This window comes from Gleimia europaea ACS-120-V-Col10b (assembly GCF_000411155.1).
GTDB lineage: Bacteria > Actinomycetota > Actinomycetes > Actinomycetales > Actinomycetaceae > Gleimia > Gleimia europaea_B.
The window spans coordinates 1,518,900-1,542,973 of the sequence record NZ_KE150266.1 but is presented as its reverse complement, the minus strand read 5'-3'; the positions used below and the strand labels follow the sequence as shown (position 1 = coordinate 1,542,973).

The window sequence follows — 24,074 nt, the reverse complement described above, 5'->3', positions numbered from 1 at the left end:
GCTATGGGCGTTGTCCAGGATCAGTCTGATCCGTTGCCCGTAGCGGGAGTTTACGCTCCGAGCACAGCTTGGATGGGGCCAAGCACGAAGTAAATCGCAAACAGTATGGAAACGATCCACATGAGCGGCTTAACTTCCTTTGCCTTGCCAACTGCCACTGCGGCAACCACGTAGGTGATGAAGCCGGTGCCGATACCCACCGAAATGGAGTATGCGAAAGGCATGAACGCGATCGTGAGGAACGCCGGAATTGCAATCTCTGGCTTCTTCCATTCGATGTCTAGCACCTGCGTCATCATGAGGAATCCCACGAACACGAGGGCGGTTGACGCAGCCTCGGTTGGCACTAGCTCCACGACGGGTGCGAGGAAGATGGACAGCAGGAAGAGGATGCCCGTTACCACGGAGGCGAGGCCAGTGCGCGCGCCTTCCCCAACGCCTGCCGAGGATTCGACGTAGGACGTGTTGGAGGAGGTGCCTGCCAGACCGCCGGCGATAGCGGCGAGCGAGTCGATGACGAGGATCTGACGCGAACGCGGCGGGGTGCCGTTCTCGTCAAGTAGGTCACCTTCAGCGCCAATCGCAACCATGGTGCCCATGGTGTCGAAGAAGTCAGCGAGCATGAGGGAGAAGATCAGAAGTACGACCGCGAGCGGGCCGAGCTTACCAAACGCGCCGAATAGGTCGAATGCGCCGAGCGACGAGAAGTCGGGAAGCGAAACCGGGGAGCCAGAAAGCTCGGGAACGGTGACGCCCCAGCCGGTCGGATTATCTTCCGTCTTTGGTCCGATTGAGGCGATGGCCTGAATGATGACGGCGAGTACGGTGGACGAAATGATACCGATGAGGATCGCGCCGCGAACCTCACGCACATAAAGCACGATGGTTAGCATTAGGCCAACTACGAACACGAGGGCCGGCCAGCCGGCGAGCGAACCGTCAATGCCCAGCTGAACGGGAGTGCCGCCAGGCCGGATAATGCCCGCGTTAATAAGGCCAACGAAGGCGATGAACAGGCCGATACCAACCGAAATTGCAACCTTGAGCTGGTTCGGTACGGCGTTAAAGACGGCCTCGCGGAATCCGGTTAGAACCAGGATGGTGATGAGGATGCCTTCCCAAACGATCAGGCCCATTGCCTCTTGGAAGGTGAGGCCCGAACCGAGAACGAGGGTGAACGCAACCATGGCGTTCAAGCCCATGCCGGCCGCGAGCGCCATCGGGTAGTTAGCAACAAGGCCCATGAGAATTGTCATGACGCCTGCTACGAGTGCCGTGGCCGCCGCGATGGTGGGGATCGTTAGAGATCCGTCTTCAGGGAATGCGGAGGATAGGATGATGGGATTAAGAACGAGGATGTAGGCCATTGCGAAGAAGGTGACAAAGCCACCGCGTACTTCACGACCAATTGTGGAACCGCGTTCAGTGATGTGAAAGAAACTATCTAGCTTTGAGCGCTGTGCAGTATTGGTACTCACAGGTTAATGGTCTCACTGTGCTCGCTTTTTTGATTGGACTCCCACCATGTGGACACCGGGTAGCGGGGGTCACATTTTCCGCGTGTTTTCGGGTTTTAGAGATCAGTGATGACCTCTAGGTCCATTTCGTTCACGCGCGGTGGTACTACGTTCCAATGGCTACCGTTTTCCTGCACGTCGGTTTCGGAGTGGGCGCCGCACGCGTACGTGAGGGGCACGAGGCGGCCGTCATGGCCGGACCACTCGTTAGAGCAGACACCAAAGCTCTCTCCCAGCTCGGAGCGCAGGGCTACGAGGAATCCGCAGGATGCGCACGTGGATTTCGAATCGGTCTTGTTCACCCTGGCGCGGGTGCGCCTGCGCCACCGGGTGCGCGCGGCGTCGATTCCTTCCGGGGAGAGGGTGCGTACGCGCGAGAGCGGTGGTTCGTCTGACCCGTACTTGGAGTCGCGGATCAAGGTGAGGCGCGGATCCTCCTGGCGGTACGGCAGTACGTCTGATGGGGAGACATCGGACGGACGCAAGCGTTCCTCCCACGGCACCCATTCGGGTGCGAGGAGGGCCCCTTGGCCGGGCAAGAGGTCAATTTCGGATACGGTGACGCGCCGCGCTCGCGGAACCCTGGATACGGTTACCGCCCAGTGCCAACCCTGGTAGCCCTCTTTGTTTGCAGCAAAGAAGTGCGTGAGCAGGCGCTCACCTTCGGCGCGGTAACCGAGATGTTCGCCAATTTCGCTTGGTTCAACGACTTCGAGGACGATATCAAGGGTCTCGCTTACCGCGTCTTTTAGGATCTTGTCGGCCGCTACCGCAGGCTCGTTCTTTTCGTTTTCAGGCATCAAAATCATCCGCTACAGCGCGGAGCAGGTCCGCGATCTTGTCAGAGTTATTCGGGTATTTCCCGTGGCGGAGCGAGCCGGATGCGGCGTCGAGTACCTTAATTAGGTCTTCAACTAGCCCAACCATTTGCTGCGGCTTGCGCCGGCTGAGTTTACTTATGGAGGGCGAGGACTGCAGGATCTCTACGAACATTGCCTGCGCCCCTTTGCGGCCGTCAACTACGGAGTATTCAACGCGAGTGCCCCCCTTCGGCGCGCGGACGCCTTCGGGCAGTGCGGATGCATGGAGGAACACGGATTCACCGTCGTCTCCTTCGATAAATCCGAATCCCCGATCCGCGTCGAAGAATTTCACCTTGCCGGTGGGCACTGGGGCCTCCTAAGTCTGCTTTTCTCGCTTCTGTTGTTACGTCTTGCCCCTATGATAGTGCGAGAGACATTATCATCGCCAAGGGGTAGCGCATTTGCGCTGAAAGTTGGTTGGTGTGGCGCATCGCAGTATTGATGAGGGAGGCCACGTGAACACGGTGGTTTGGTTGTTTGGCGCGGGCGCGGCGCTCATGGTCGTTGCGGTTGTCGTTGTAGTTTCTGCGCGACATTCTCGCAATCAGCAGCGCGGCGAGGCCCCCGCCGCAAGCTTTGAAGAGGCACCTACATCTGCACTGTCCCCCTCCAGCAACGCTACGGCCTCGCCCACAGAACCAGCGCGAACCGTTGCCAGCAAATCAGCCGAAGTTCACCCGGCCGCCACCGATTCGGATAAAGAGGGGGAATCCACTTCCTCTGAAATCGAAATCGAAGCCGAGGGCCAAAGCGAAGAAGATGCAAACGAAGTATTAACGCCTGCGGCGGATCCGCTAAGCGCATTTGACCTGGACGGCGCAATCCGACAAATGCGCCGCGAGTACTGGGCTTCGCGGTGGATGTTTGGCGAGGACGCGTGTGCAGATTTGCGGTTCGCGCTGGGCCGGGCTCGCGCGCTTGCGGCGCCTTGTTTGGCCGACGTGACCGTGGTGGAGGGCAAGGCCGAGCTTCCCACAGGTTGCACGCGGATGAATGCTGCGGTGTTAGCTCTTAAAGAGCCGGCCACGCCGCTACGCACCCTGCGGGCAAACAAGTACGCGCACGCCCTTGCGGCCTACCGGACAGACGAGCCCGCTACGGTTAACCCGCATCGCGCCTCGGTTCGTGCGGGCCGCTACGTGAGCCCGGATCCAACGTATGGCCTGGCCCGTCTTGCCAGCGAGATTAAGGAGGGGCTTGCCGTAGCCCGCCTGGAGGTTGCGAAGGTCTCCCCCACTGCGGGTTCTGAGGTTTCTGCGCGCATGCGCGCCGGCTTGGCTCACGCACAAAAGCTCGTGTCTGAATCCGTGCAGGCGCTGTCCGCCCTGCAGAACCCATCTGCTACAGATCTGTTGCAGATTGAGGCTGAACTGCTACAGGCGGTGTGGATCCGCCGCGCGATTGATTTAACGGGCAAGTATTTGCCAGCCAAGGAATGGGCGCGCGTGGCGGGCAATGACGAGGAATGGACCCGCCTGGCGATCCTCTCAACGCGCCTGGCTGAAGTCCTGATTGATTTGCGTGGAAATGTAGAGGTTGAAAACTTGAAGAAGCTCGCGGGATGCCTCGTCTTGCTCGAGGCCGGCCCGCAAAATGAACGCCCCATCTTACCGGCGCGCACGTGCGAGCAGATCACTAAAACGTGTGAACAGATCGCGCTTATAGTGAGCGAAGTTTGAGTTTTGAACTGACAGGGGCGTGCTTTTACGCAAAACTAAGGGTATGAAGAAGCGCTCTGTACTGATAGCTGTCGCAACTGCCCTGCTCATGTTTTTGCCGTCAACGGCAAGCGCTGCGGTGCGCATCGATGATTCTCACGTGATTGATGAGGTTGGGGTTCTGGACGCCGAAACTAAGGCCCAGCTTGAAACCGTGACCACAACTTCGGTGGATTTCCCGTTCTACATGGTCATTACGAAAGACTGGGACGGCTCATCACCCACCTCGTGGTGTTCGCGGTTGGGGGACGACAACCCGTCACTGCCTGCGTCAGCGGTGGTTTACGCGATTGCAACAGAACTTGGCGAGTACAACATTTGTTTGGGACCCGCCGCTCCTGTTGATTCGTCGCGGGCAAACTCTGCGGCGGCCGCGGGATCTTCAAACCTACGTGGGGGTATAACGCCCGAAAACCTGACAGCCGCGTTGTCCGACACCTCCAGACTCCTGTCCACCAGCGAGAACGGCTCAAGTGGTACCTCGGATGATGGTTACGATAGCGATTTTGCGGACAGGGTCTTACTCATCATAGTTTTCATAGGCTTTATCGGCTTCGTTCTCATCGTTGTAGCAGCTCAACGAAACGCGAAGAAGCACCTGCGTCAGACCAGTAAGCACCGCGCAGAGCGCCTGGAAGATCGCATTAAGAAGCTGAATGTTTCAATGATGCAGACCGACGACGCGGTTCGAGCAGCAAGAGAAGACCTGGCATTTGCTCAGGCTCAGTTTGGCGAGCTGGAAACCACGGAGTTTGCGCAGGCATTGGATGAGGCTAGCTCTATAATGACTAAGGCCTTCAAGAAGCAGCCCGAGATGGAGTCGGAAACCAACCCCGACGAGCAGACCAAGCTGGTTGACTCACTAGAACAAGATCTAGCTCGGGTGAACACAATTTTGGACGCGCAGGCTAAGCGTTTTGGCGAGCTACGGGATGTCGAATCTAATATCGATTCGAATATTTCGAGTATTGACCAGCGCATTAGTGAGGCGCACGAACGGGTTGGTCATGCTCAGCTGGAGATCAAGTCGCTTCGCCTCACGTATTCCGATCAGGTTTTGCAATCCATTTTGGACAATCCAGACGAGGCAAACCGTCTGCTCGATGCGGCGAGCCAAGCGCTAGCCGAGGCAAAGGCTAGTAAGGATTCGGATCGTAAGACGAGCGTATTCCACGTGAATCTTGCGCTACGCGCCCTCACGCAGGCACTTTCTCAGATCAATGAGGTCATGAGCGCAGAAGCGAACCTGAACGATGCTAAGAACAAGCTTGCCCAAGCGATTGGCTCAATCTCGTCGGACCTGGAAGACGTTCAGCGTCTTGCCCACAACCAAGCCTCGTTTGGCCCGCTGGTTGAAGATGCTCACCGCGCTATCGAACATGGGAATGCCGCCCGTCGGGGCGGGGCGGATCCATTGAGCGCGCTCACTGAACTTCACGAAGCCGAGGATGCCCTCGACAACGCATTGCTACCACTACGCAACGCAGAAGAAAAGCAAAATCGCACCAATGCTCGCTTGGATCGTAGATTCGCGGAGGTAGACGCCGCGATTGTCCGTGCGGACTCGCACGTTTCCGCCCACCCGTTCAGCGCTAGTTCACAGGCGCGAACTCTCATCGCGCGAGCTAAGGCCAAGCGCGCAGAGGCCGCGAAGGTCGCGCCTTCCTCCCCTATGGAAGCCCTGGATTTGCTCGCTGACTCGCTCGTGCTTGCAAACCGGGCACTCGATTCATCTTCCGGCCCCACGCCTCCGTCCGGTTCGGGTGGTTCCAATGGAGGGATCGACCTCACGTCGCTGATTTTAGGCGGGCTTTTGTTTGGGAACGGATCAAACAACAATTACGGTTCCAGCTCGCGCGGCGGATTCGGGTCGGGCGGATCGAGCAGTTTTGGAGGCGGGTTCAGCTCCGGTGGTTTCGGCGGTTTCAGCGGAGGTTTTAGCTCGGGCGGCTCCGGCAAGTTCTAATTTGACGCGCGGAGAATCGTGCGCCACATATATACTGAAGACGTACGTTTGTGCGCGTATTGGGCGCCAAGCCCCAGCGTTTTCCATGAAAGGACATCAACATGGCAGAGAAGCAGTCGATACTAGGCCGCATTACACAACTTGCTAAGGCGAATATCAACGCCCTTTTGGATCGCGCTGAGGATCCAAAGAAGATGCTTGATCAGCTTGTTCGCGACTACACGAACTCGATCGCAGAGGCCGAGGAGGCCGTCGCGCAGACCATCGGTAACCTCCGTCTTGCGCAGGCCGACTACGACTCCGACGTGGCGGCAGCGAAGGAGTGGGGCGAGAAAGCTGCGGCCGCTTCTGCCCGCGCCGACGCCGCTACCGATCCGGCTGAGGTTGATAAGTGGAACAACCTAGCCAAGGTAGCTCTTGGCAAGCAGCTTAACTACGAGAAGTCGGCGCAGAACGCGGAACCGATGATTGCAAGCCAGACTGAGGTAGTAGACAAGCTAAAGCTTGGCCTGGCCCAATCGAAGGAAAAGCTGGAGGAATTGAAGCGCCGCCGCGACGAGCTGGTGGCCCGCCAAAAGACGGCTGCCGCGCAAACCAAGTTGCAGGATACGGTCAGCTCTATTAACGTGCTTGACCCCACCTCGGAGCTTTCGCGCTTTGAGGATCAGATTCGTCGCGAAGAGGCGCTGGCTCAGGGCCGCGCTGAGGTTGCCGCTGATTCTTTCGCATCCCAGTTCGACGAGCTGGACAACTTGGGTGAGCAGTCCGAAATTGAGGCTCGCTTGGCCGCTCTAAAGAAGAAGCCTTAAACCTTTAGGCACAAGACTTCAACTACATATTTCAACTACATGGGTGGGGCTTTTGCCCCACCCATTGAAAGCATCAAAATGGATCCGCTTACTTATCTAATAATTGACGGTGAAAACATTGACACCACGCTTGGTGTCTCGGTGCTAGATCGCAAACCCGCTTCGGAGGAGCGCCCTCGGTGGGATCGCGTTCTAACTTCGGCTGAGGAGCTGTGGAACCAACCGGTAAAGGGCCTGTTTTTTCTAAATGCTTCTTCGGGTTATATGCCGATGAACTTCGTGCAGGCGCTACTCGCAATGCGTTACCGTCCGATCCCTCTGGCGGGCATACCGGATGATCAAGTGGTTGATCAGGGCATTAAAAGGACGCTGAACGCGATCGGTGAACGCGGCTACGGGGACGTGATTTTAGCCAGTCATGACGGCGATTACGAGCCGGAAATCAAGCACCTGCTTGAAGTTGGCCGCCGCGTAGGGATCCTCGGTTTTCCCGAGTTCATCTCGTCAGGTTTGCACGATCTGACCGACGAGGGCTTGGAGATCATCGATATCGAGCACGGTATCGACGCATTCCAGGTGCGCCTGCCTCGCTTGCGAATTATCGATCTGGAGGACTTCGACCCGTACGAGTTCATCTAGCAGTGCGCACGGAAAAAATCGGTTAGTGAGGGCGGTTTGCAACAGGGGTTGGAGGCCGCCTTTGCTTTACGCATTGCGGCTCGCGCCGGCCCCACTGCGCCGGTGTCCTAAAGATGCAAGATCATGCGAGTGTTGCCTAGGGTGTTGGGTTTAACGGAGGCGAGTTCGAGGAATTCGCGCACACCGTCATCGTGGGTGCGTAACATTTTTTGGTAAACATCTACCCCCACAGCCATGCCTTCAAACGCTTCAAAACCGTGCCGAGCAAAGAAATCCACGGCGAATGTCAGGCAGAAAACACGTTTTAGTTGCAGGTCGCGCGCCCGCGCGATGAGGGCGTTTAATATCAGCGAGCCCACCCCACTTCCACGCACGGTTGGGGCAGTGGCAAGGGTGCGCACTTCCGCAATGTCATCCCAAAGGACGTGGAGGGCGCCGCACGCTATTACTTCGCCGTCTCTTTCGGCGACGATGAACTCTTGGATGTCCTCAAAATAGGCAATGAGCGGCTTGTCTACGAGGATTTTTTGTTGCACATACGGCTTGGTGAGGTTCCAGATCGCGCGGGCGTCAGCCGGGCGGGCAAAGCGCAATTGCACTTTGCCCGCAACGGTCTGGATCGTTTGGTTAAGCATCCCCTCCAGTATGGCTAACGCAGGCCGGTAGTGCGCGCGCGTTCCAGCACTCGGCGGGCGGTGCGGTCATCAACCACCAGGTCGGTGACAACGCCGGCTCGCAGCGCGCCAATGAGGGGAATAGCCTTAGCTTCACCCGCAACCACGCAAAGGCGCGTGGGAATGGTTTTTAGCAGACTCGGGGTGGGGCCGGACGCGCGCCGGTTTATGGCCATATCTTCGTAGGAGCCGTCCTCGCGGATGAGCACGGTACAAATGTCTCCCACAACGCCCTCGTTGCGCGCTTCGGCAATCTCGGACGGGTCGAGGAATCCCGCAGAGTACACGTGGGAGGGCACGTCACCACCGAAGGCACCCACGCCAAACACCGCCACATCAACTTTGGAGATGAGATCCACAACGGTCTTGACGGAGCGTTCGCGCCACATGGCCTCTTTGGTTTCTTCATAGTCAAAGAAGGCAGGCACCGGGAAGTGCACCATGGAGGCGCCCAGGGCGTCCGCTGCCCGCGAGATGGTGGTATCGATGTAGTTAACGCCCGTGCCCGATGCGCTGGCGGCACCGTTCATTTGCACCACCGTGGTGTTATCGATGTTCACCGGAGTGAGGTTGCGGGCAACCTCAGCGGTGGTATTGCCCCACGCAATACCGATCTTGCTACCGGGATGGATAAAATCAAGTAGGCGTTCGGCCGCAACTTTAGCCACGGAGTCGAGGCGGTTCACTCCAGTGTCGTGGTCGCGCACGCGCACAACGGTTGAGCGGACGCCGAAAATCTGGTTGAGTTCGCCAGCTAGCGTGCCGCGTTCGCCGGGGGCTGGCGCCACAGTAATGCGGACGAGGCCGGATTCGCGGGCGTATGCGAGTAGTCGCGACACGGATGACCTGGAAACTCCGAGGTGACGGGCGATCATTTCCATGGTTTCGCCCTGCAGGTAGTACATTGATGCAGCTTCGTGCGCATCGTTATCACGTATGCTCATTCTTCATAGTTTGCCATGCACGGCTGTTCAATTCAGGCGGTTAGGAGTTCATATGTGCAATCTATGCCACATTTTTGGGATACAACTAGCTATTGATGCTGCTTTACTGATGGCCAGATAGTATTTTCCGAAGCCTAACTGCAAACCGGTGACCTGATCGATTTGCGGTGCAAATCTCAAAGATGAACGATAGACTTCGTGATGCATGGCACAAAAGTGCAGCGACACAGGTCAACGCTTGTTGATTCGCCCATTCATTCAACTGTTTACACAAGGAAGTGAAGGTAAACATGAGCGAAAAGAAGTACGTACTTGCCATTGATCAGGGCACTACGTCATCTCGCGCGATTGTATTCGACCACGATGGTGAGATCATTTCGGTAGGACAGCTCGAGCACGAGCAGATCTTCCCGAAGGCCGGCTGGGTAGAGCACAACCCAATCGAGATTCGCGACAACGTCGACCAGGCAATTGGCTCGGCACTTGCAGGTGCCGCTGTCAACCGTCACAGCCTGGCCGCTGTTGGTATCACCAACCAGCGTGAAACCACGATCGTGTGGGACAAGAACACTGGTCAGCCGGTTTACAACGCAATCGTTTGGCAGGATACGCGCACGGCCGACATCGTGCGCGAGCTCGCTGGCGAAGAGGGCAACGACCGCTTCCGCGAGCGCTGTGGCCTCCCGCTTTCCACCTACTTCTCGGGCCCGAAGATCAAGTGGATCCTTGACAACGTAGAGGGCGCTCGTGAGCGCGCCGAGGCTGGCGACCTCCTGTTCGGCAACACGGACACCTGGACGCTGTGGAACCTCACCGGCGGCCCGAATGGCGGTGTTCACGTCACTGACGTAACGAATGCTTCGCGTACGATGCTCATGGACATCAAGACGCTGAAGTGGCGCGAGGATACCTGCGCTGACATGGGTATCCCGATGTCGATGCTCCCCGAGATCCGTTCTTCTGCGGAGATCTACGGCTACGGCTCCAAGAACTCCCTGATCATCGATACCCCGATTGCAGGCATCCTGGGTGACCAGCAGGCCGCAACGTTCGGCCAGGCTTGCTTCGAAAAGGGCATGGCTAAGAACACGTACGGCACCGGCTGCTTCATGCTCATGAACACCGGCGAGGATCCCGTCCAGTCCCAGAACGGCCTTCTGACCACCGTTTGCTACAAGATTGGCGATCAGCCAACCAAGTACGCACTCGAGGGTTCGATTGCTGTTACCGGCTCGCTCGTACAGTGGATCCGCGACAACCTGCACATGATCCACACTGCTCCGGAAATCGAGCCGCTGGCCAAGTCCGTGAAGGACAACGGTGGCGTGTACTTCGTTCCGGCGTTCTCCGGCCTCTTCGCTCCGTACTGGAAGGATGACGCTCGCGGCGCCATCGTTGGCCTCACGCGTTACAACACCGCTGGCCACATCGCCCGCGCTGTCCTTGAGGCTACCGCGTTCCAGACCCGCGAGGTCCTTGACGCTATGAACGCTGACTCGGGTGTTGACCTGACCGAGCTTCGCGTCGACGGCGGCATGGTCGCTAACGAACTGCTCATGCAGTTCCAGGCTGACGTGCTTGGCGTAGACGTTGTGGCTCCGAAGGTCACGGAAACCACTGCTCTTGGTGCTGCATACGCGGCCGGCATTGCAGTTGGCTTCTGGCAGGGCGAGCAGGACGTCATCGACAACTGGTCTGAGGGCAAGCGCTGGGCGCCGAAGATGGCGGCGGAAGAGCGCGAGCGCACCTACCGTCTGTGGAAGAAGGCTGTAACCCGCACCTTCGACTGGGTTGACGAAGATGTTAGCAACGCTTAACTCCTAGTTTCCAAGTAGTTGTGGCCCCGATTTTTCGGGGCCACAACTACTTGCACATTCGTTCGAGCTGGTTTTATTTTGCTCTGTCAAGAGATGGTCATCACCATTTACCTAAGTAGCCTGTTTCTTAAATGCGCATCTTCAAGTGTTCACAAACGTGCAAACGGGAACACCAAAGTAACACTCGCTTGTACTGAACCTTATTCACCCAAGTTAAAAATCCGCGTAAACACAAGGAAAACACTAAAACACATCTGCACATATTTTCAGCGGGCATGCCCAGAATTGGGAATCCGAAAATCTGCAATTCGGGAAAGTTTTTCGTCCTAGCCTGGAGGTGTGATGAGTGGCTGCGGGTGCGGCCACTCCCTGATGACCAGGAGTGATCAATGAAGAAACTCGACACAGAAGTCGTTGTTATCGGTGGTGGAGCAACCGGTGTCGGCGTGCTGAGGGACCTCGTTATGCGTGGTTTCAAAGCGGTTTTAGTAGAACGCGCCGATATTGGTCAGGGCACCACGGGCCGTTACCACGGACTCCTCCACTCCGGTGGCCGATACGTCGTATCAGACCCCATTTCGGCAGCCGAGTGTGCGGAAGAAAACGAGATTATTGCGAACCTGCACCCAGACGCGGTTGAGGACACGGGCGGCCTCTTTATCGTGACGCCCGAGGATGATCCCGAGTTTGGTGACAAGTTCCTTGCCGGCGCTAAAGCTACCGGCGTGTGGGCAGAAGAAATCGAGCCATCCGAAGCACTTGCACAAGAGCCCCGTCTAAACCCGGATATGCTCCGCGCATTCAAGGTGAAGGACAAGACGGTTGATGGATGGGCGATGCTGTGGGGCGCAATCCGTTCCGCAAAGAAATACGGCGGTGAGGTTCTCACCTACCACCGCGTAGAGAAGATTGAGACCGCATACAACCAGGTGATCGCAGTTCACGCACACGGCACCAAGACCGGCGAGGATGTTCGTATCAACTGTAAGTTCGTGATCAACGCTGGTGGCCCCTGGTCTGGTCAGATCGCAGCGATGGCCGGCGCACACGGCGTGGACGTTGTTCCGGGCCGCGGCATCATGATCGCTATGAACCACCGCCTGGTTAACCAGGTTGTGAACCGCTGTATCTACCCCTCCGATGGTGACATTATCGTTCCGGTGCACACGGTTTCGATTATCGGTACGACGGATGTGAAGGTGGAAGATCCGGACCATCTCGAGATTCCTCGCAACGAGGTTCAGCAGATGCTGGATGCTGGCGAAGCTCTTATTCCCGGCTTCCGCGAGGCTCGCGCGGTTCACGCGTGGGCGGGTGCTCGTCCGCTCATTAGGGATAGCCGCGTGGATGCTTCGGATACGCGCCACATGTCGCGCACCATGTCGATCATCGACCACTCCACGCGTGACGGTATTGGCGGCCTGCTCACTATTGCTGGCGGCAAGCTCACCACTTACCGTTTGATGGCGAAGAACGTTGTTGACGTGATGTGCCGCCAGATGGACGATTGGCGCCCCTGCCGCACGGCAGAAGAGATCATGCCGGGAACGGAACGCGGTCACAACTACGAGGTCACTCACCGTCTCGAAGAGCGTGAAGATGACCGCTTTGATGAGCAGATCGTTTGTGAGTGTGAGCTCATGAACCGCAAGATGTTTGAAGCCCTCCTCGAGGCGCAACCGGATGCAACGTTTGACGATTTGCGTCGTCAGCTTCGCCTGGGCATGGGCCCGTGCCAGGGCGGCTTCTGCTCGATGCGCGCTGCGGGCATTACCCAGCAGATGGGGCGTGGTGATGCAGCTCAAGCTACGGAACTCATGCGCTTGTTCCTGAAGAACAGGTGGATTGGTTTGTGGCCGATCCTGTACGGGCGTCAGACTCGTCAAACGGCGCTTGATGACTGGATCTTCCAGGGCATTTACGACATTGAGCACCTTCCCTCGGCGGACGATTCCAACAACAGTAAGGCAGTGCGATGACGACAGTAGTTATTGGTGCGGGTATCGCGGGACTTACCGCAGCGATCCGGCTTCGCGAGGCCGGCGAACCCGTTATTTTGGCCACGAAAGGCATCGGCGGCCTGCAACTTTCCCAGGGCACGATCGACGTTCTTGGCTACGCCCCGGATCGCCTCGAAAAGCCACTAGAAACGATCGCGGAAAACAAGTTCGAAAAGGGCACCCCGGAAGGAGATCACCCGTACTCCATCATTGGCGGGGATGCTGTTCGTGAGGGCGTTAAGTTCATGATGGACCAGGTGGGCGAAGGCCTGCTGGTTGGTGACGTCGAGAAGAACGTCCTGCTCCCCTCAGCTATTGGCGCTATGCGCCCCACCTGCATTGTTCAGCCATCGATGATGGAGGGCGCGATCGAGCCGGGTAAACGCTACCTGGTGGTTGGCTTCAAACAAATGAAGGACTTCTTCCCAGAGTTTGTGGTGGGCAACTTGGAGCGCCAAGAGATTGACGGCCAACCGATCAAGGCACGCACGCTGATACTGGACTTCGAGGTTCGCGAAGGCGAAGTCGATTCGAATGCGCTAGCGTTTGCACGCGCACTTGAAGATCCGGTTTTGCTCCGCAAGCTTGCTGACGCCATCCGCCCACATGTGGAAGATGGTGAGGTCGTAGCCCTTCCCGCCGTCCTCGGCGTAAACGGTGAGGGCGTGTGGAAGCAGTTCCGTGAACTCCTTGGACACCCGGTGTTTGAGATCGCTTTGCAGCCTCCGTCGGTTCCCGGCATGAGGCTGAATCAGAAGCTCACGCAGCGGGTTAAGGATCTGCGCGTTCGCCTGATGCTCGGCGCTGAAGTTACCGGTGTGAAAACGGATGGTAAGCGCGTCACCCACGTGATCACCGACAGTGCTGGCGGCGGCCGCGAGATTGCTTGCGACAACGTCGTCCTCGCGGGCGGCGGTTTCGAGTCCGGTGCCCTCACGCTGGATTCTTACGGCAAGATTTTTGAACGCGCACTTGGGTTGCCTGTGACGGGCGGGGAACTGCCCGACCTCATTCACGGTAATTACTGGGGCGAGGAACAGAACCTGTTCAAGGTGGGTGTTGCGGTTGATGGCGAGATGAAGCCGCTGGACCGCGACGGCAAGGTTGTTTACGACAACGTACGCGTTATTGGTGGAACGATTGCTGGCGCTAAGCGTTGGCGAGAGAAGTCGGGCGAAGGCATCGCTCTTGGTTCGATGATTCGGGCAACCGATTCGATTCTCGGAGGTAAGTAATGAGTGACCCATTGAAGCAGGCACAGAAAAACTTTGCGCGTGCAACCCTTGACAACTGCGTTAAGTGCACGATCTGTGAGACGCAGTGTCCGGTGGCCCGCGTAACTCCTCTGTTCCCTGGACCTAAGTTTGTGGGCCCGCAGGCGGAGCGTTTCCGCCACGGCCACTCCGTAGACCACTCCCTGGACTACTGCTCGGGTTGTGGCATTTGCACGATGGTTTGCCCGCAGGGCGTGAAGATCGCAGAGATCAACGCACAGGCCCGCGCGGTCATGAAGGCACAAAATGGCATGCCGGTTCGCGACCGCTTGATCACGCAGACCGATCTCATGGGCAAGGTAATGACCCCGTTCGCCCCGGTTGCGAACGCCGCGCTCGGCATCAAGCCACTGCGTAAGGTCGTTTCCGCTGTGGTTGGCGTTTCTGAGGGAGCTCCTATGCCAACCGCGCACAACCAGTCCCTCCGTGGATGGTTGAAGAGGCGTAAGGCTCCGGCTGGCCCTGCACCGCGCGGCCCGATCGTGTTCTTCCACGGTTGTGCAGGTGGCTACTTCGAGGTTCAAACCTCAAAGCACACCATTGAGCTACTTGAGCATCTCGGCTATGAGGTCCTAGTGCCGAAGCAGGGATGCTGCGGCCTAGCTGAGCAGTCGAACGGTATTTTCGGCGGTGCAACCAAGAAGGTGCTACGCCTTTGTGACGCCCTTCTTTCTGAAGGCAAAGACCTCACCATCGTGTCCTCCTCCGGTTCCTGCGCAGGCATGTTGAAGCATGAAGCGAAGGAAATCATGGGGGTGGATGATCCGCGCCTAGAAGACGTTTCAGTGCGCACCGTGGAGACGTCGGAGTTCCTGCTTGACCTCTACTACAAGGGTGAGCTTCCGGTGGAGAACCTGCGCCACCTCGATATGACGATTCCTTACCACCAGCCCTGCCAGGTGAAGAGCCAGGCTATGGGCATGCCGGCCGTGGAGCTCATGGAGCTCGTCCCGGGCGTCAAGGTAGTGGAATCGAACCAGCCTTGCTGTGGCATCGCGGGCACGTATGGTATGAAGTCAGAGAAGCGTGAGATTGCTGAAGCTGTTGGCAAGCCCGTGTTCGACTTCATTCGCCGCAACAACCCCGACCTCGCCGCTTGTGACACGGAAACGTGCCGCTGGCAGCTGGCAAAGGGATCCGGTGCAAAGATGATTCACCCGGTTTCGCTTCTGCACTGGGCATACGGCCTATCTGACGATCTGCTGGAAGGCGCGATTGACGCCTCTGCCGCAGCACAGAAGTAGCCAGATCCCACACTAAATTAAATACGCGGCCCCGAGAAATCGGGGCCGCGTCCCATTTCAACTGGACACTAATTGGCAGCGTTTAAGCTTAGTCAGCTAGTCCTTGTCGCGCGCGGGCTGCTTGCCGTAATCCGCCATGCCGACTCCGGCATCGTGCATCTGTTCATCAGAGAGTAGCGCCACGGGCAGGCCCGTTGAGAGTGCTCGCAGTTGAATCTCGCAGATGTATTCCAGTAGTGGCAAACCGTTGACCGCCTTCTTCAAGGTGGGGCCAATGGTGATAGCACCGTGGTTCTTCATAAGCGCCGCAGTGCGCCCCTCCAGCGCCTTAGTTACATTGATTGCCAGATCGTTAGAGCCGAAGCCCGCGTAGGGTGCCACGCGGATAGCGCCGCCAAACATCGCGCTGTAATAGTGCGATGTGGGGATCTCGTCAACCACCAACCCCAGTGCGGTGGAGGCCGGAGCATGGTTGTGGGTAACGGCCAGCGCGTCCGTGGACTTGTAAATGTTTAGGTGCAGGGGCAGTTCCGAAGACGGCTTGAGTTTACCGTCTACGATGTTGCCCTCCATGTCGGTGACTACGACGTCTGCGGCGGTCATTTCTTCATACGGCACACCGGAGGGCGAGATGGCAACGAGGTTACCCACTCGCACGGAAACGTTTCCGGCGGTGCCCACAATTAGTTTCTCGGCCTGCATGAACAGGCAGGTTTCTACGATTTCTTGGCGTACTTCTGCTAGAAGCATGGTTTCCTACTTTCTGAGAACATCCGGGTTAGCAACATGGGCGGGGGTTTCGCCGCGCGCAAATGCGGCGATGTCTGCGGCACCGATCTTGGCGGCAAGGATTGAGGCATTCTTGGACGCGCCCGCAAGGTGCGGGGTGAACGTGATACCGGGCGTCTTAAGCAACCTGTGATCGGCAGGCAGGGGCTCTTCTGGCAAGCAGTCGAGCGCCGCTGCGAACAGGTGGCCAGAATCTAACGCATCCGCAAGGTCGTCGTAATCAACAAGCGTTCCACGGGCAGCGTTGATAAAAATCGAGCTTTCCGGCATGAGCGCAAACTTTTCCGCGTTCATCATGCGCGTGTTTTCCTTTGATTCGCGCACGTGAAGCGTAACGATATTCGCGGCCTTGAGCAGATCCTCAAGATCGTCCACGAACTCGATATTGTCCGCGCCGCTGCGATCCTTAGTCCACGGATCATAAACCAGCACCCTGCCCCCAAATGCGGCAATAATGTTGGCCACTCGCCTACCGACGTTGCCGTAGCCAATCACGCCAACGGTAGAAGATCCGATCTCGGGCCCAACGTTGTCGAAAATGTAGTAGTCCGACCTCCACTGGCCGCCCACAACCTCCATGTGGCGCTGCGCGATCTGACGAGCAGCAGCGAGAATCAGCGCAACCGTGTGCTCCGCGGTTGCTACCGCGTTGCGGCCCGGTGCGTAGCTGACGAGCACCCCGTGTTTAGTTGCGGCGTCAATGTTTACGTTTACCGGCCCGCCTCTACAAATCGTGATCATCTTGAGGTCAGGGCAAGACGAGATCACTTTTTCGGTAAACGGAAACGTGTGTGAAAACGCTACGTCAACGCCCTGCAGAGCTTCGATTAGTTCGTCCTCGTCACCGAGGGCTTCACGAACCTCACCCACGTCATGGAATGGGGGCACGGGCCAGGTGGAGGCAATCGAAGAAACTTCCGCGTCAGGAAGCTCTCTTAGCAACGTCTCCTTCAAAATGTCGTCCCTTAGAAACTGGTCTGATGCGAGTAGAACTTTCACGCCTCGCTCCTTTCCCCACCGCTGCGACGCAGCTCGCGCATTTCCGGCCACACCGGCTGCAAAGCCTGACGCGTCTTAACGAACACTTCATGTGATTTCTTGTACATCTCGTACTTCACCGGGTCCGGCTCGAAGGTCTCTAGCGAGGTGCGTAGAGCCTCCGATGCTTCCTCTACGGTGTCAAAACGACCGGCGGATACCAGCGCCAACACTGCGGCTCCGCGAGCGCCAGCCTCGGGCGCATCCTGACGCACAACGGTCTGCCCGGTGGCATCGGCCAGAATCTCGCAAATGAGGTCGGAGCGGAAGCCGCCGCCAGAGACCACCAGGTCAGAGTGGATCTGGAGCGTGTTAATGCACTCGACGAGAGAGAACGCCACGCCCTCGTACACCGAACGCAAAATGTCTTCGGTACTGGACGTGAGCGACATTCCCGCCCACGAGGCCGACGCGTTCGTGTCAAGGAAGGGGGCACGCTCGCCGCCGGGCGAGGCGTAGGGCAGGTACACCACGCCGGAAGCGCCGGGCTTTGACATGCGGGCACGCTTTTCCAGTTCGGACCAACTATTTTCTTCCAAGCCCAGCACCTTGCGGATCCAGTCGAGGTTGGGCGTGCCCGTCATGGGAGCCATGAACTCCAGCACCTGCTTGTCATTGCCCGTGGCAAGCACCATCGACAGGTCGGATCGACGCTCGCTAACCGACGGCAGTAGCGTTCCCACAAAAGCGGTGGTGCCCAGAATTAGCCACGAGTCACCATTTTCGAGGGCGCCCAGGCCCATGCCGGTTACCGCAACATCGATCATGCCAACACCAACCGGGGTACCCGCAGGAATACCGGTTTCACGCGCTGCCTCTTCACTGAGGGGCATTGCCTTGCCGTCCGCGCGGCGGATCTGCGGTAGCAGCCTTGCGTATTCCTCGAGCCCCAGATCCTTAGCCAGTTGTTCACTGAACCCATCGGTTGTACGCACGTCCAAGAACGAGCGCGAAGCCTCCGTGTAGTCGGTTAAGCGCTCGCCCGTGAGCTTAAACCGGATCCAGTCTTTGCAGTTCAAATGCGTGGCCGCGCGGGCCACAACCTCGGGCTGCGTGGCCGCCAGCTCCTCGATCAATACCGGGAACAGGCCACCAAACGTAGTTGTACCCGTAACCTCCAGTACCTTTGCAGCGCGACCATCCTCGTCCCACTGCTTCACGCGCTTTGCGGCGCGCCCATCCAACCAGTTCGCCGCCGGACGTACCGGCTCGCCGGCCTCATCAATCAGCCATGCACCATCGCCCTGGCCGGTAAGACCGATACCAACGATCTTAGAGTCCTTGACCTCGCCTGCAACCTCGCGCAAACAGGTAGCCACGGCCTCCCAAATCTGATTCATGTCCTGCTCAGCTTCACCGTTGTCCCCGTACTGCACCGGAACTGCTTCGTGATGCGTTGCCAAAATTTTTCCGTGCAGATCAAATGCCACAGCCTTTACTGCTGTAGTGCCGCCATCCACGCCGATAACAACTTCTTGCACAGCTATCCTCCCTAAACCGAGCAACCCCAATGTCGCTCACCACAGCCAGGCTAGAATGAAAGCACCTTTTTATCAATAGACTTGCAGTTTTTCTCAATATATTGAGAATTTAATGCGAAGAAAGCCGTCAGTTTCAGCTATTCTGAAGTTATCTCACATTAATTTCGCAAGGATTCTAATCATGGTCACCAAACCTGAGCCAGCGCCGGTCCCCACCCAAAGCGATTGGTCAGATCCGCCCAGCCGACGCGAATGGATTACCGACACGCTTTTTGAGCTGGGCGAGCTCCACATTGAGCAGATCGCAAACGCCCTCCACGTGTCTACCGCCACCGCCTACCGGGACGCACAAGCGTTAGAAAATCAGGGCATCATCATCCGCTCTAAAGGTTTTTTGCGCGCGGTTGCCCCCTCCACGGCCGAACTTCCCGCCGCCGTGCGAGCTAAACGCCAGCTGGATGAAAAACGCGCCCTCGCTCACGCGGCAGCAAAACTCGTATCTCCCGGCGACGTGATCATCCTGGATGATTCCACAACTAACGTGCCGTTGATACCACTTTTGAAACACGTAAAGTCGCTCACCATCATCACTAACTCGCTTCACGTGGCCCGCGAATTTAGCGAAGTACACTCACACCAGCTAATCCTGCTGGGAGGGCACTACATAAACTGGGCGGACTCCTTCTACGGAACGCACGCTAACGAAATGGTCAAAGACTTCCGCGCCGATATCTCCTTCATGTCAGATGCGGCCGTCTGGTCAGGTGCGATCTACAACCCGAAAGACTTCGTGGTGAACATGAAGCGAGCGATACTGCAGGCATCGCAACGCAAGGTGTTGATGCTAGATCACAACAAGTTCTCGCGCGCCGCCTGGCAGCGCACCGCGTCACTCGATGAGTTCACTACTATCTACACAACCAGCCATACCCGCCCCGGGGACGTTGCGAACCTGCGCAAGTACTGTAGTGACGTGCACGTGATTTAGCCGCTACAGGACGGGCGTTACTCCCCCATCTAGGCGGACAGCAGTGCCCGTGATGTAGGCCGCCTGTTGCGAGGCCAAGAACGCAACTGTGGCGCCCAGCTCAGCCGGATCACCCAGGCGCTTCGCCGGAATGTTTTGCTCAAACCGCTGGCGAATATCTACAGCCTGCACTCCCTCGCGCGCAGCGGCATCCTCATCAAGCTGGTCGATACGCGGCGTCAAAATGCGTCCCGGGTGCACCATATTCACGGTTACGCCGTCACCTCCCACCTCTTGAGACAAGGCTTTCAAATAGCCTGCCAAACCCTGGCGCCCAATCGTGGAGAGCACCAGTTGTTGCGAGGGTGTAACCACCGCAGTAGAGCCAATCGCAATGATCCTGCCCCAGCCGCGCTCCCGCATTCCGGGTAGCACCCGATTCACCATGCGCACGTGCGGTTCAATGAGGCGCGCTACGGCACCAGCAACATCCTCACTCGTGATTGTTGTGGGCGAAGCAGGTTTGGGGCCCGGCCCGTTCAACACCAGGATGTCCACCGGGCCGAGCTCACTCTCGCACATGTCAATGGCTTTCTCAACACAGGCGGCATCCTCAACATCGAGCGGCACCGACAGTGCAACTCCTGCGGCCTCGCGAATCTGACTCACAACTTCCTCACGTGCCTGCTCGTTGCGCCCCGTGATGCAAACGCGGGCGCCTTCCGCTGCAAGCGCGAGGGCGCTTGCCCTACCAAGACCGGAGGTTGAGGCCGCGACAAATGCAACTTTCCCGCCGATTTGAAGATCCATGACAACTCCTAACGGTTTTAATCCCAGCCTAATAGGGCCGGGAACTCACGGCGCGACATGTTCGGTTTGGTTACCCTTATTAGCTGGCGCCTGCCGGCTTTCGTAAGGTGGAAGCCGAGTAAGGAAGGCAGCGCATGGCAGAAGAAAAACCCAACGAAAAGGCAAACGTAAACAGATTTATTGGCGCGAACGCCCTACAAAATATCGGTGACCAGATCATTGCTGCCAAAACTGTGTTGCCGTGGGTACTACAGGCCGGTGGAGCGCCCGGCTTCACAATCGCGATGCTCGTGCCGATTCGCGAGTCCCTCTCCATGCTCCCCCAAGCCGCGTTCACCCCGTGGGTTATTGGCCACAAGCGCCGCAAAGGGATCTGGGTGATTGGAGCGATCGGCCAGGGCGTAGCCGCCCTACTCATGGCAATTTCGGCGATCTTCCTCGAAGGCTTGGCGTTTGGCCTGAATTTCCTCGTGCTACTCGCCGTCTTCGCTATCTTTCGCTCCCTCAGCTCGATCGCCTCAAAAGATGTGCAAGGGCGCATTGTGGATAAGGGGAAACGCGGCCTTATCACCGGACGGTCAGCCGCTATCGGCGGTCTCGTCTCCTTGGTGATCGGCCTGGCGATCTCCCTCACACCAGCATTGCAAGAGCCACGCGCCCTCGTGACGCTCATTGCACTCTCCGGCCTCACCTGGTTCCTAGCTGCCCTAGTGTTCAACAAGATTGATGAGCCCATTGATCCAGATGCTGACGGAGGCGGCCTAGACAAAGCCTGGTGGAAAGACACGTGGGAGTTGTTTCGCGATCAAAGTGACTTCCGCAATTTCGTGATTGTGCGCTCGCTGATGCTCGTTTCTGCGCTGTCAACAGCTTTTGTCGTATTGCTCTCGCAAGAGGTCGGTAGCGACATCACGGGGCTAGGGCTCTTCCTCGTGGCGTCCGGACTGTCGGCTTTGATCGGCGGGCGAATCTCGGGAAGATTTTCCGATAAGTCCTCAAAAAACACCATGTCGATTGGGGCGGGCGTGGCCTCCGTAATCATTCTGCTGACCCTCGCTGCGGTTCACTTTGGGCCCCAAAGCGCCCTAACGTGGATCCTGCCAACCTCGTTCTTCGCACTCAACCTCGCCCACATTGTGGTGCGTGTAGCTCGCAAAACCTACATCGTTGACATGGCTGAATCAGACGTTCGCACGCGATACGTGGGCGCCGCGAACACGCTTATGGGAATCATCTTGCTACTGGTTGGCCTGGTCTCCGGCGTTATCGCTGTGTGGGGTGCTTCGCCCGCACTGATCTTCTTGGCACTGGTTGGCTTTGTAGGAGTATTCGCTGCCTCGCGTCTACCGGAAGTTTCAAAACCCGCGCGGGCCTAAGCAAATGCAATCTCTAGGTTGTTGGACGGCCCCGCAGCCAACACGGTTTGTCCCGCAAGTAGCCTGGTACCCGGCAAGACCTGCTCCCACGTCCCATCCTCTTTCTTGATTCCGATGAGAGTGACCCCATGCGCGGATCGGAAACGCGTTTCGTTAACCAGCTTTCCACTCACCTTTTCCGGTACGGTAGCCGTGGCTAGCGCAAACCCATTTCCCAGGTCAAAAAAGTCTGAAAGCCGGCGCGTAATGAGGTGCGCGGCCCGCTGCCCCATGTTCTTTTCCGGCTCGAACACGTGCTTGATTCCCAACTGCCGGAAAATCTCGGCCTGCTGGGCTGTTGCTGCTTTAGCCCAGATTTCCGGCCCATTGAGTTGTAGCAGGGCGGAGGCAACGAGGATGGAAGATGCCAAATTCTCCCCGATTGCAACCACGGCAGTTTGAAACTCGTCAACGCCTAGTTGTTGTAGCACCTCAACGTTAGATGCGTCAGCTTTCACCACCTGCGTGAAGCGTCCCCTCATTACCTGGACTACGTCCGTGTCCTTGTCTATGCCAAGCACTTGCACTCCGGATGCCACGAGTTCCTCACCCATCGCGCTACCAAAGCGTCCAAGACCGATAATGGCAACATCGCCAGCTTCCCCTGCACGCACTCGCGGAAGAAATGAAAAACTAACCAATGATTGGCCTTTCCTTGGGAAGCTCGTAGAGCTTCGTGTCTGGTCTGATAGTTAAGACTGTTGCAACTGCCACGGGCCCCACGCGTCCAAAGAACATGAGCATACAAATAATCAGTTGCGCTGCAATGGGCAGCTGCGGGGTGATGCCCGTTGTGAGGCCAACCGTACTGAGCGCGGATATGACTTCATACAGTATGGGATCCATGCCCCAGGGAGTCAGTAGCATGATTATGGCGGTGGCACTGACAACAAGGCTGAAGGAAATCATCAGCACCGTGATGGCGGCACGCTGGGTGGACCTGCCAATGCGGGAGCCAAACAGTTGCACGGCTTGGCCCGCCCTAATTTCGGTGAGAACCAAGAAGACAAGCACGAGCACGGTTGTCACTTTCACTCCGCCCGCAGTTCCGGCCGGGCCGGCCCCAATGAACATGAGAATGTCAGTGACCAGCCAGGTGACGTCGCTTTGCGATGCTATATCCATCGAGTTGAAACCCGCTGTGCGCGGCGAGATCGCCGAAAATAGCGTTATGAGGAGTTTATCCGCCCCCGTGTAATGTCCCGCCTGCGAGAGGTTGCCCCACTCGAGCAGCGCGATGAGTAGCCATCCGGTGAGAATGAGGCCGATGGTTCCATGGATTACGAGACGCGCGTTGAGGGACCAGGACCAGGGCCGCTTCTTCCTCGTTTTGAATGCGTGCACAATTTCAGCCAGTACCGGAAATCCAAGGCCACCAATCACGATCAGCATTGAGATTGGCAAGATGATGAACGGATCCGTAGCAAACGGGATCAGGCTGTCCGTTTCTAAAGAGAAACCGGCGTTGTTGAACGCGGAAACTGAGAAGAATACGCCCCATTGTAGGGCCTCACCTAGCGATTTGGAGCGCAAATAGAAGTCGATTACTAGCGGGATCGCGAAGAACGCCTGCACAATGATAGCCATGCGGACGATCCGTCTTACGAAGCCGCGCATATCTGACATTGTGAGGGCGCCCGTAATCTGAGCTACCACGAGGCGCTGACTCAGACTCAGGCGGTGGGCTACGTAAACGGCGAGGAGAGCGGCGAAGGTCATCGCTCCCACCCCACCAATCTCAATCAGTATTGCGATTACAGCGTGGCCGAATGTGCTCCAATACGTGGCTGTATCCACCACGATTAGGCCGGTCACGCAGGTGGCCGAAGTAGCGGTGAATAGTGCTACAGACAGCGGTGCTCCTCCGTAAATGGAGGGGCCGACAACTGCCACCGGCACGTTACCTGGCCACATGGGAGCGCCAGACCTTGCGATGGGGAGCATCAGCAATACGGTTCCCACCGAAATTGCTATGCCGAGCCCAAGCAAGGCCATTCGCGCCGGATAAAATCCTGGACTGCGAACTTCCGCACGTCTTTGCTCGCGAGCGTTCTGCTCGCCTATCATCTTGGCTTTGATACCAAGCATTGTAGTGCTCTGCTGGAAGAA

General features: G+C 57.6%; 21 protein-coding genes. 10 read left to right on the top strand and 11 right to left on the bottom strand.

Annotated elements, in window-relative coordinates; all coding sequences use genetic code 11:
• Window positions 1-50 precede the first annotated feature (50 nt).
• From HMPREF9238_RS06960 to HMPREF9238_RS06950, 3 genes are all read right to left on the bottom strand, one after another.
• Window positions 51-1,478: an NCS2 family permease gene (locus tag HMPREF9238_RS06960; RefSeq protein ID WP_016444754.1), complete on the bottom strand. Its 1,428-nt coding sequence runs from the start codon at window positions 1,476-1,478 to the stop codon at window positions 51-53.
• Window positions 1,479-1,573: 95 nt separating this feature from the next.
• Complete coding sequence (locus tag HMPREF9238_RS06955; protein ID WP_016444753.1) at window positions 1,574-2,317, bottom strand: DUF3027 domain-containing protein; 744 nt, start codon at window positions 2,315-2,317, stop codon at window positions 1,574-1,576.
• Window positions 2,310-2,687 carry a cold-shock protein gene (locus HMPREF9238_RS06950; protein WP_016444752.1) on the bottom strand — a complete coding sequence of 126 codons (378 nt, stop codon included), beginning with the start codon at window positions 2,685-2,687 and terminating at the stop codon, window positions 2,310-2,312. The genes HMPREF9238_RS06955 and HMPREF9238_RS06950 overlap by 8 nt, the downstream gene beginning before the upstream one ends.
• Before the next feature lie 115 nt (window positions 2,688-2,802).
• Here HMPREF9238_RS06950 and HMPREF9238_RS06945 point away from each other — a divergent pair, with 115 nt between their 5' ends.
• From HMPREF9238_RS06945 to HMPREF9238_RS06930, 4 genes are all read left to right on the top strand, one after another.
• Entirely contained in the window at window positions 2,803-4,059 is a 1,257-nt protein-coding gene (locus tag HMPREF9238_RS06945) for a hypothetical protein (protein WP_156824411.1), read from the top strand.
• 43 nt (window positions 4,060-4,102) lie between these two features.
• Window positions 4,103-6,064 (top strand): coiled-coil domain-containing protein, encoded by a 1,962-nt coding sequence (locus tag HMPREF9238_RS06940; protein WP_156824410.1) that lies wholly within the window; start codon window positions 4,103-4,105, stop codon window positions 6,062-6,064.
• Window positions 6,065-6,165: 101 nt separating this feature from the next.
• Complete coding sequence (locus HMPREF9238_RS06935; protein WP_016444749.1) at window positions 6,166-6,873, top strand: PspA/IM30 family protein; 708 nt, start codon at window positions 6,166-6,168, stop codon at window positions 6,871-6,873.
• 78 nt (window positions 6,874-6,951) lie between these two features.
• Window positions 6,952-7,512 carry a PIN domain-containing protein gene (locus HMPREF9238_RS06930; RefSeq protein ID WP_040316829.1) on the top strand — a complete coding sequence of 187 codons (561 nt, stop codon included), beginning with the start codon at window positions 6,952-6,954 and terminating at the stop codon, window positions 7,510-7,512.
• A gap of 107 nt (window positions 7,513-7,619) precedes the next feature.
• Here the strand turns inward: HMPREF9238_RS06930 and HMPREF9238_RS06925 are convergent, their stop codons facing one another.
• Both HMPREF9238_RS06925 and HMPREF9238_RS06920 read right to left on the bottom strand, forming a co-directional pair.
• The gene (locus HMPREF9238_RS06925) at window positions 7,620-8,147 is read right to left on the bottom strand and encodes an amino-acid N-acetyltransferase (RefSeq protein ID WP_016444747.1); all 528 of its coding nucleotides are present in this window, start codon (window positions 8,145-8,147) and stop codon (window positions 7,620-7,622) included.
• A 14-nt stretch (window positions 8,148-8,161) separates the two neighbouring features.
• The gene (locus tag HMPREF9238_RS06920; RefSeq protein ID WP_016444746.1) at window positions 8,162-9,130 is read right to left on the bottom strand and encodes a sugar-binding transcriptional regulator; all 969 of its coding nucleotides are present in this window, start codon (window positions 9,128-9,130) and stop codon (window positions 8,162-8,164) included.
• Window positions 9,131-9,420: 290 nt separating this feature from the next.
• Here HMPREF9238_RS06920 and glpK point away from each other — a divergent pair, with 290 nt between their 5' ends.
• The 4 genes from glpK to HMPREF9238_RS06900 all read left to right on the top strand — a co-directional run bounded on the left by glpK (window position 9,421) and on the right by HMPREF9238_RS06900 (window position 15,465).
• Window positions 9,421-10,947, top strand: a complete 1,527-nt coding sequence (glpK, locus tag HMPREF9238_RS06915; protein WP_016444745.1) for a glycerol kinase GlpK — start codon at window positions 9,421-9,423, stop codon at window positions 10,945-10,947.
• A 389-nt stretch (window positions 10,948-11,336) separates the two neighbouring features.
• Window positions 11,337-12,926, top strand: a complete 1,590-nt coding sequence (gene glpA / locus HMPREF9238_RS06910) for an anaerobic glycerol-3-phosphate dehydrogenase subunit GlpA (RefSeq protein ID WP_016444744.1) — start codon at window positions 11,337-11,339, stop codon at window positions 12,924-12,926.
• On the top strand, window positions 12,923-14,182 hold the full coding sequence (gene glpB, locus HMPREF9238_RS06905; RefSeq protein WP_016444743.1) for a glycerol-3-phosphate dehydrogenase subunit GlpB: 1,260 nt from the start codon (window positions 12,923-12,925) through the stop codon (window positions 14,180-14,182). Before glpA ends, glpB begins: the two co-directional genes overlap by 4 nt.
• On the top strand, window positions 14,182-15,465 hold the full coding sequence (locus HMPREF9238_RS06900; protein WP_016444742.1) for an anaerobic glycerol-3-phosphate dehydrogenase subunit C: 1,284 nt from the start codon (window positions 14,182-14,184) through the stop codon (window positions 15,463-15,465). The genes glpB and HMPREF9238_RS06900 overlap by 1 nt, the downstream gene beginning before the upstream one ends.
• A 96-nt stretch (window positions 15,466-15,561) precedes the next feature.
• Here HMPREF9238_RS06900 and HMPREF9238_RS06895 read toward each other — a convergent pair whose 3' ends face one another.
• Genes HMPREF9238_RS06895 through HMPREF9238_RS06885 form a run of 3 tightly spaced genes read right to left on the bottom strand, consistent with a single transcriptional unit; the run spans window position 15,562 to window position 18,773 of the window.
• Window positions 15,562-16,215 (bottom strand): class II aldolase/adducin family protein, encoded by a 654-nt coding sequence (locus HMPREF9238_RS06895; RefSeq protein ID WP_016444741.1) that lies wholly within the window; start codon window positions 16,213-16,215, stop codon window positions 15,562-15,564.
• 6 nt (window positions 16,216-16,221) lie between these two features.
• Window positions 16,222-17,253 (bottom strand): 2-hydroxyacid dehydrogenase, encoded by a 1,032-nt coding sequence (locus HMPREF9238_RS06890; RefSeq protein WP_016444740.1) that lies wholly within the window; start codon window positions 17,251-17,253, stop codon window positions 16,222-16,224.
• On the bottom strand, window positions 17,250-18,773 hold the full coding sequence (locus HMPREF9238_RS06885; RefSeq protein WP_016444739.1) for an FGGY-family carbohydrate kinase: 1,524 nt from the start codon (window positions 18,771-18,773) through the stop codon (window positions 17,250-17,252). The genes HMPREF9238_RS06890 and HMPREF9238_RS06885 overlap by 4 nt, the downstream gene beginning before the upstream one ends.
• 181 nt (window positions 18,774-18,954) lie before the next feature.
• On the opposite strand from HMPREF9238_RS06885, the gene HMPREF9238_RS06880 reads away from it, so the two are divergent.
• The gene (locus tag HMPREF9238_RS06880; RefSeq protein ID WP_016444738.1) at window positions 18,955-19,761 is read left to right on the top strand and encodes a DeoR/GlpR family DNA-binding transcription regulator; all 807 of its coding nucleotides are present in this window, start codon (window positions 18,955-18,957) and stop codon (window positions 19,759-19,761) included.
• Window positions 19,762-19,764: 3 nt separating this feature from the next.
• Here the strand turns inward: HMPREF9238_RS06880 and HMPREF9238_RS06875 are convergent, their stop codons facing one another.
• A complete protein-coding gene (locus tag HMPREF9238_RS06875; RefSeq protein WP_016444737.1) occupies window positions 19,765-20,550 on the bottom strand; it encodes an SDR family oxidoreductase in 786 nt (261 codons plus the stop codon).
• Window positions 20,551-20,684: 134 nt separating this feature from the next.
• On the opposite strand from HMPREF9238_RS06875, the gene HMPREF9238_RS06870 reads away from it, so the two are divergent.
• Window positions 20,685-21,926, top strand: coding sequence for an MFS transporter (locus HMPREF9238_RS06870; protein ID WP_016444736.1), 1,242 nt, complete (start codon window positions 20,685-20,687; stop codon window positions 21,924-21,926).
• Here HMPREF9238_RS06870 and HMPREF9238_RS06865 read toward each other — a convergent pair.
• Entirely contained in the window at window positions 21,923-22,606 is a 684-nt protein-coding gene (locus HMPREF9238_RS06865; RefSeq protein ID WP_083938928.1) for a potassium channel family protein, read from the bottom strand. The two genes, HMPREF9238_RS06870 and HMPREF9238_RS06865, sit on opposite strands and share 4 nt — an antisense overlap.
• Window positions 22,599-24,053: a TrkH family potassium uptake protein gene (locus HMPREF9238_RS06860; protein ID WP_016444734.1), complete on the bottom strand. Its 1,455-nt coding sequence runs from the start codon at window positions 24,051-24,053 to the stop codon at window positions 22,599-22,601. The genes HMPREF9238_RS06865 and HMPREF9238_RS06860 overlap by 8 nt, the downstream gene beginning before the upstream one ends.
• Window positions 24,054-24,074: the final 21 nt, after the last annotated feature.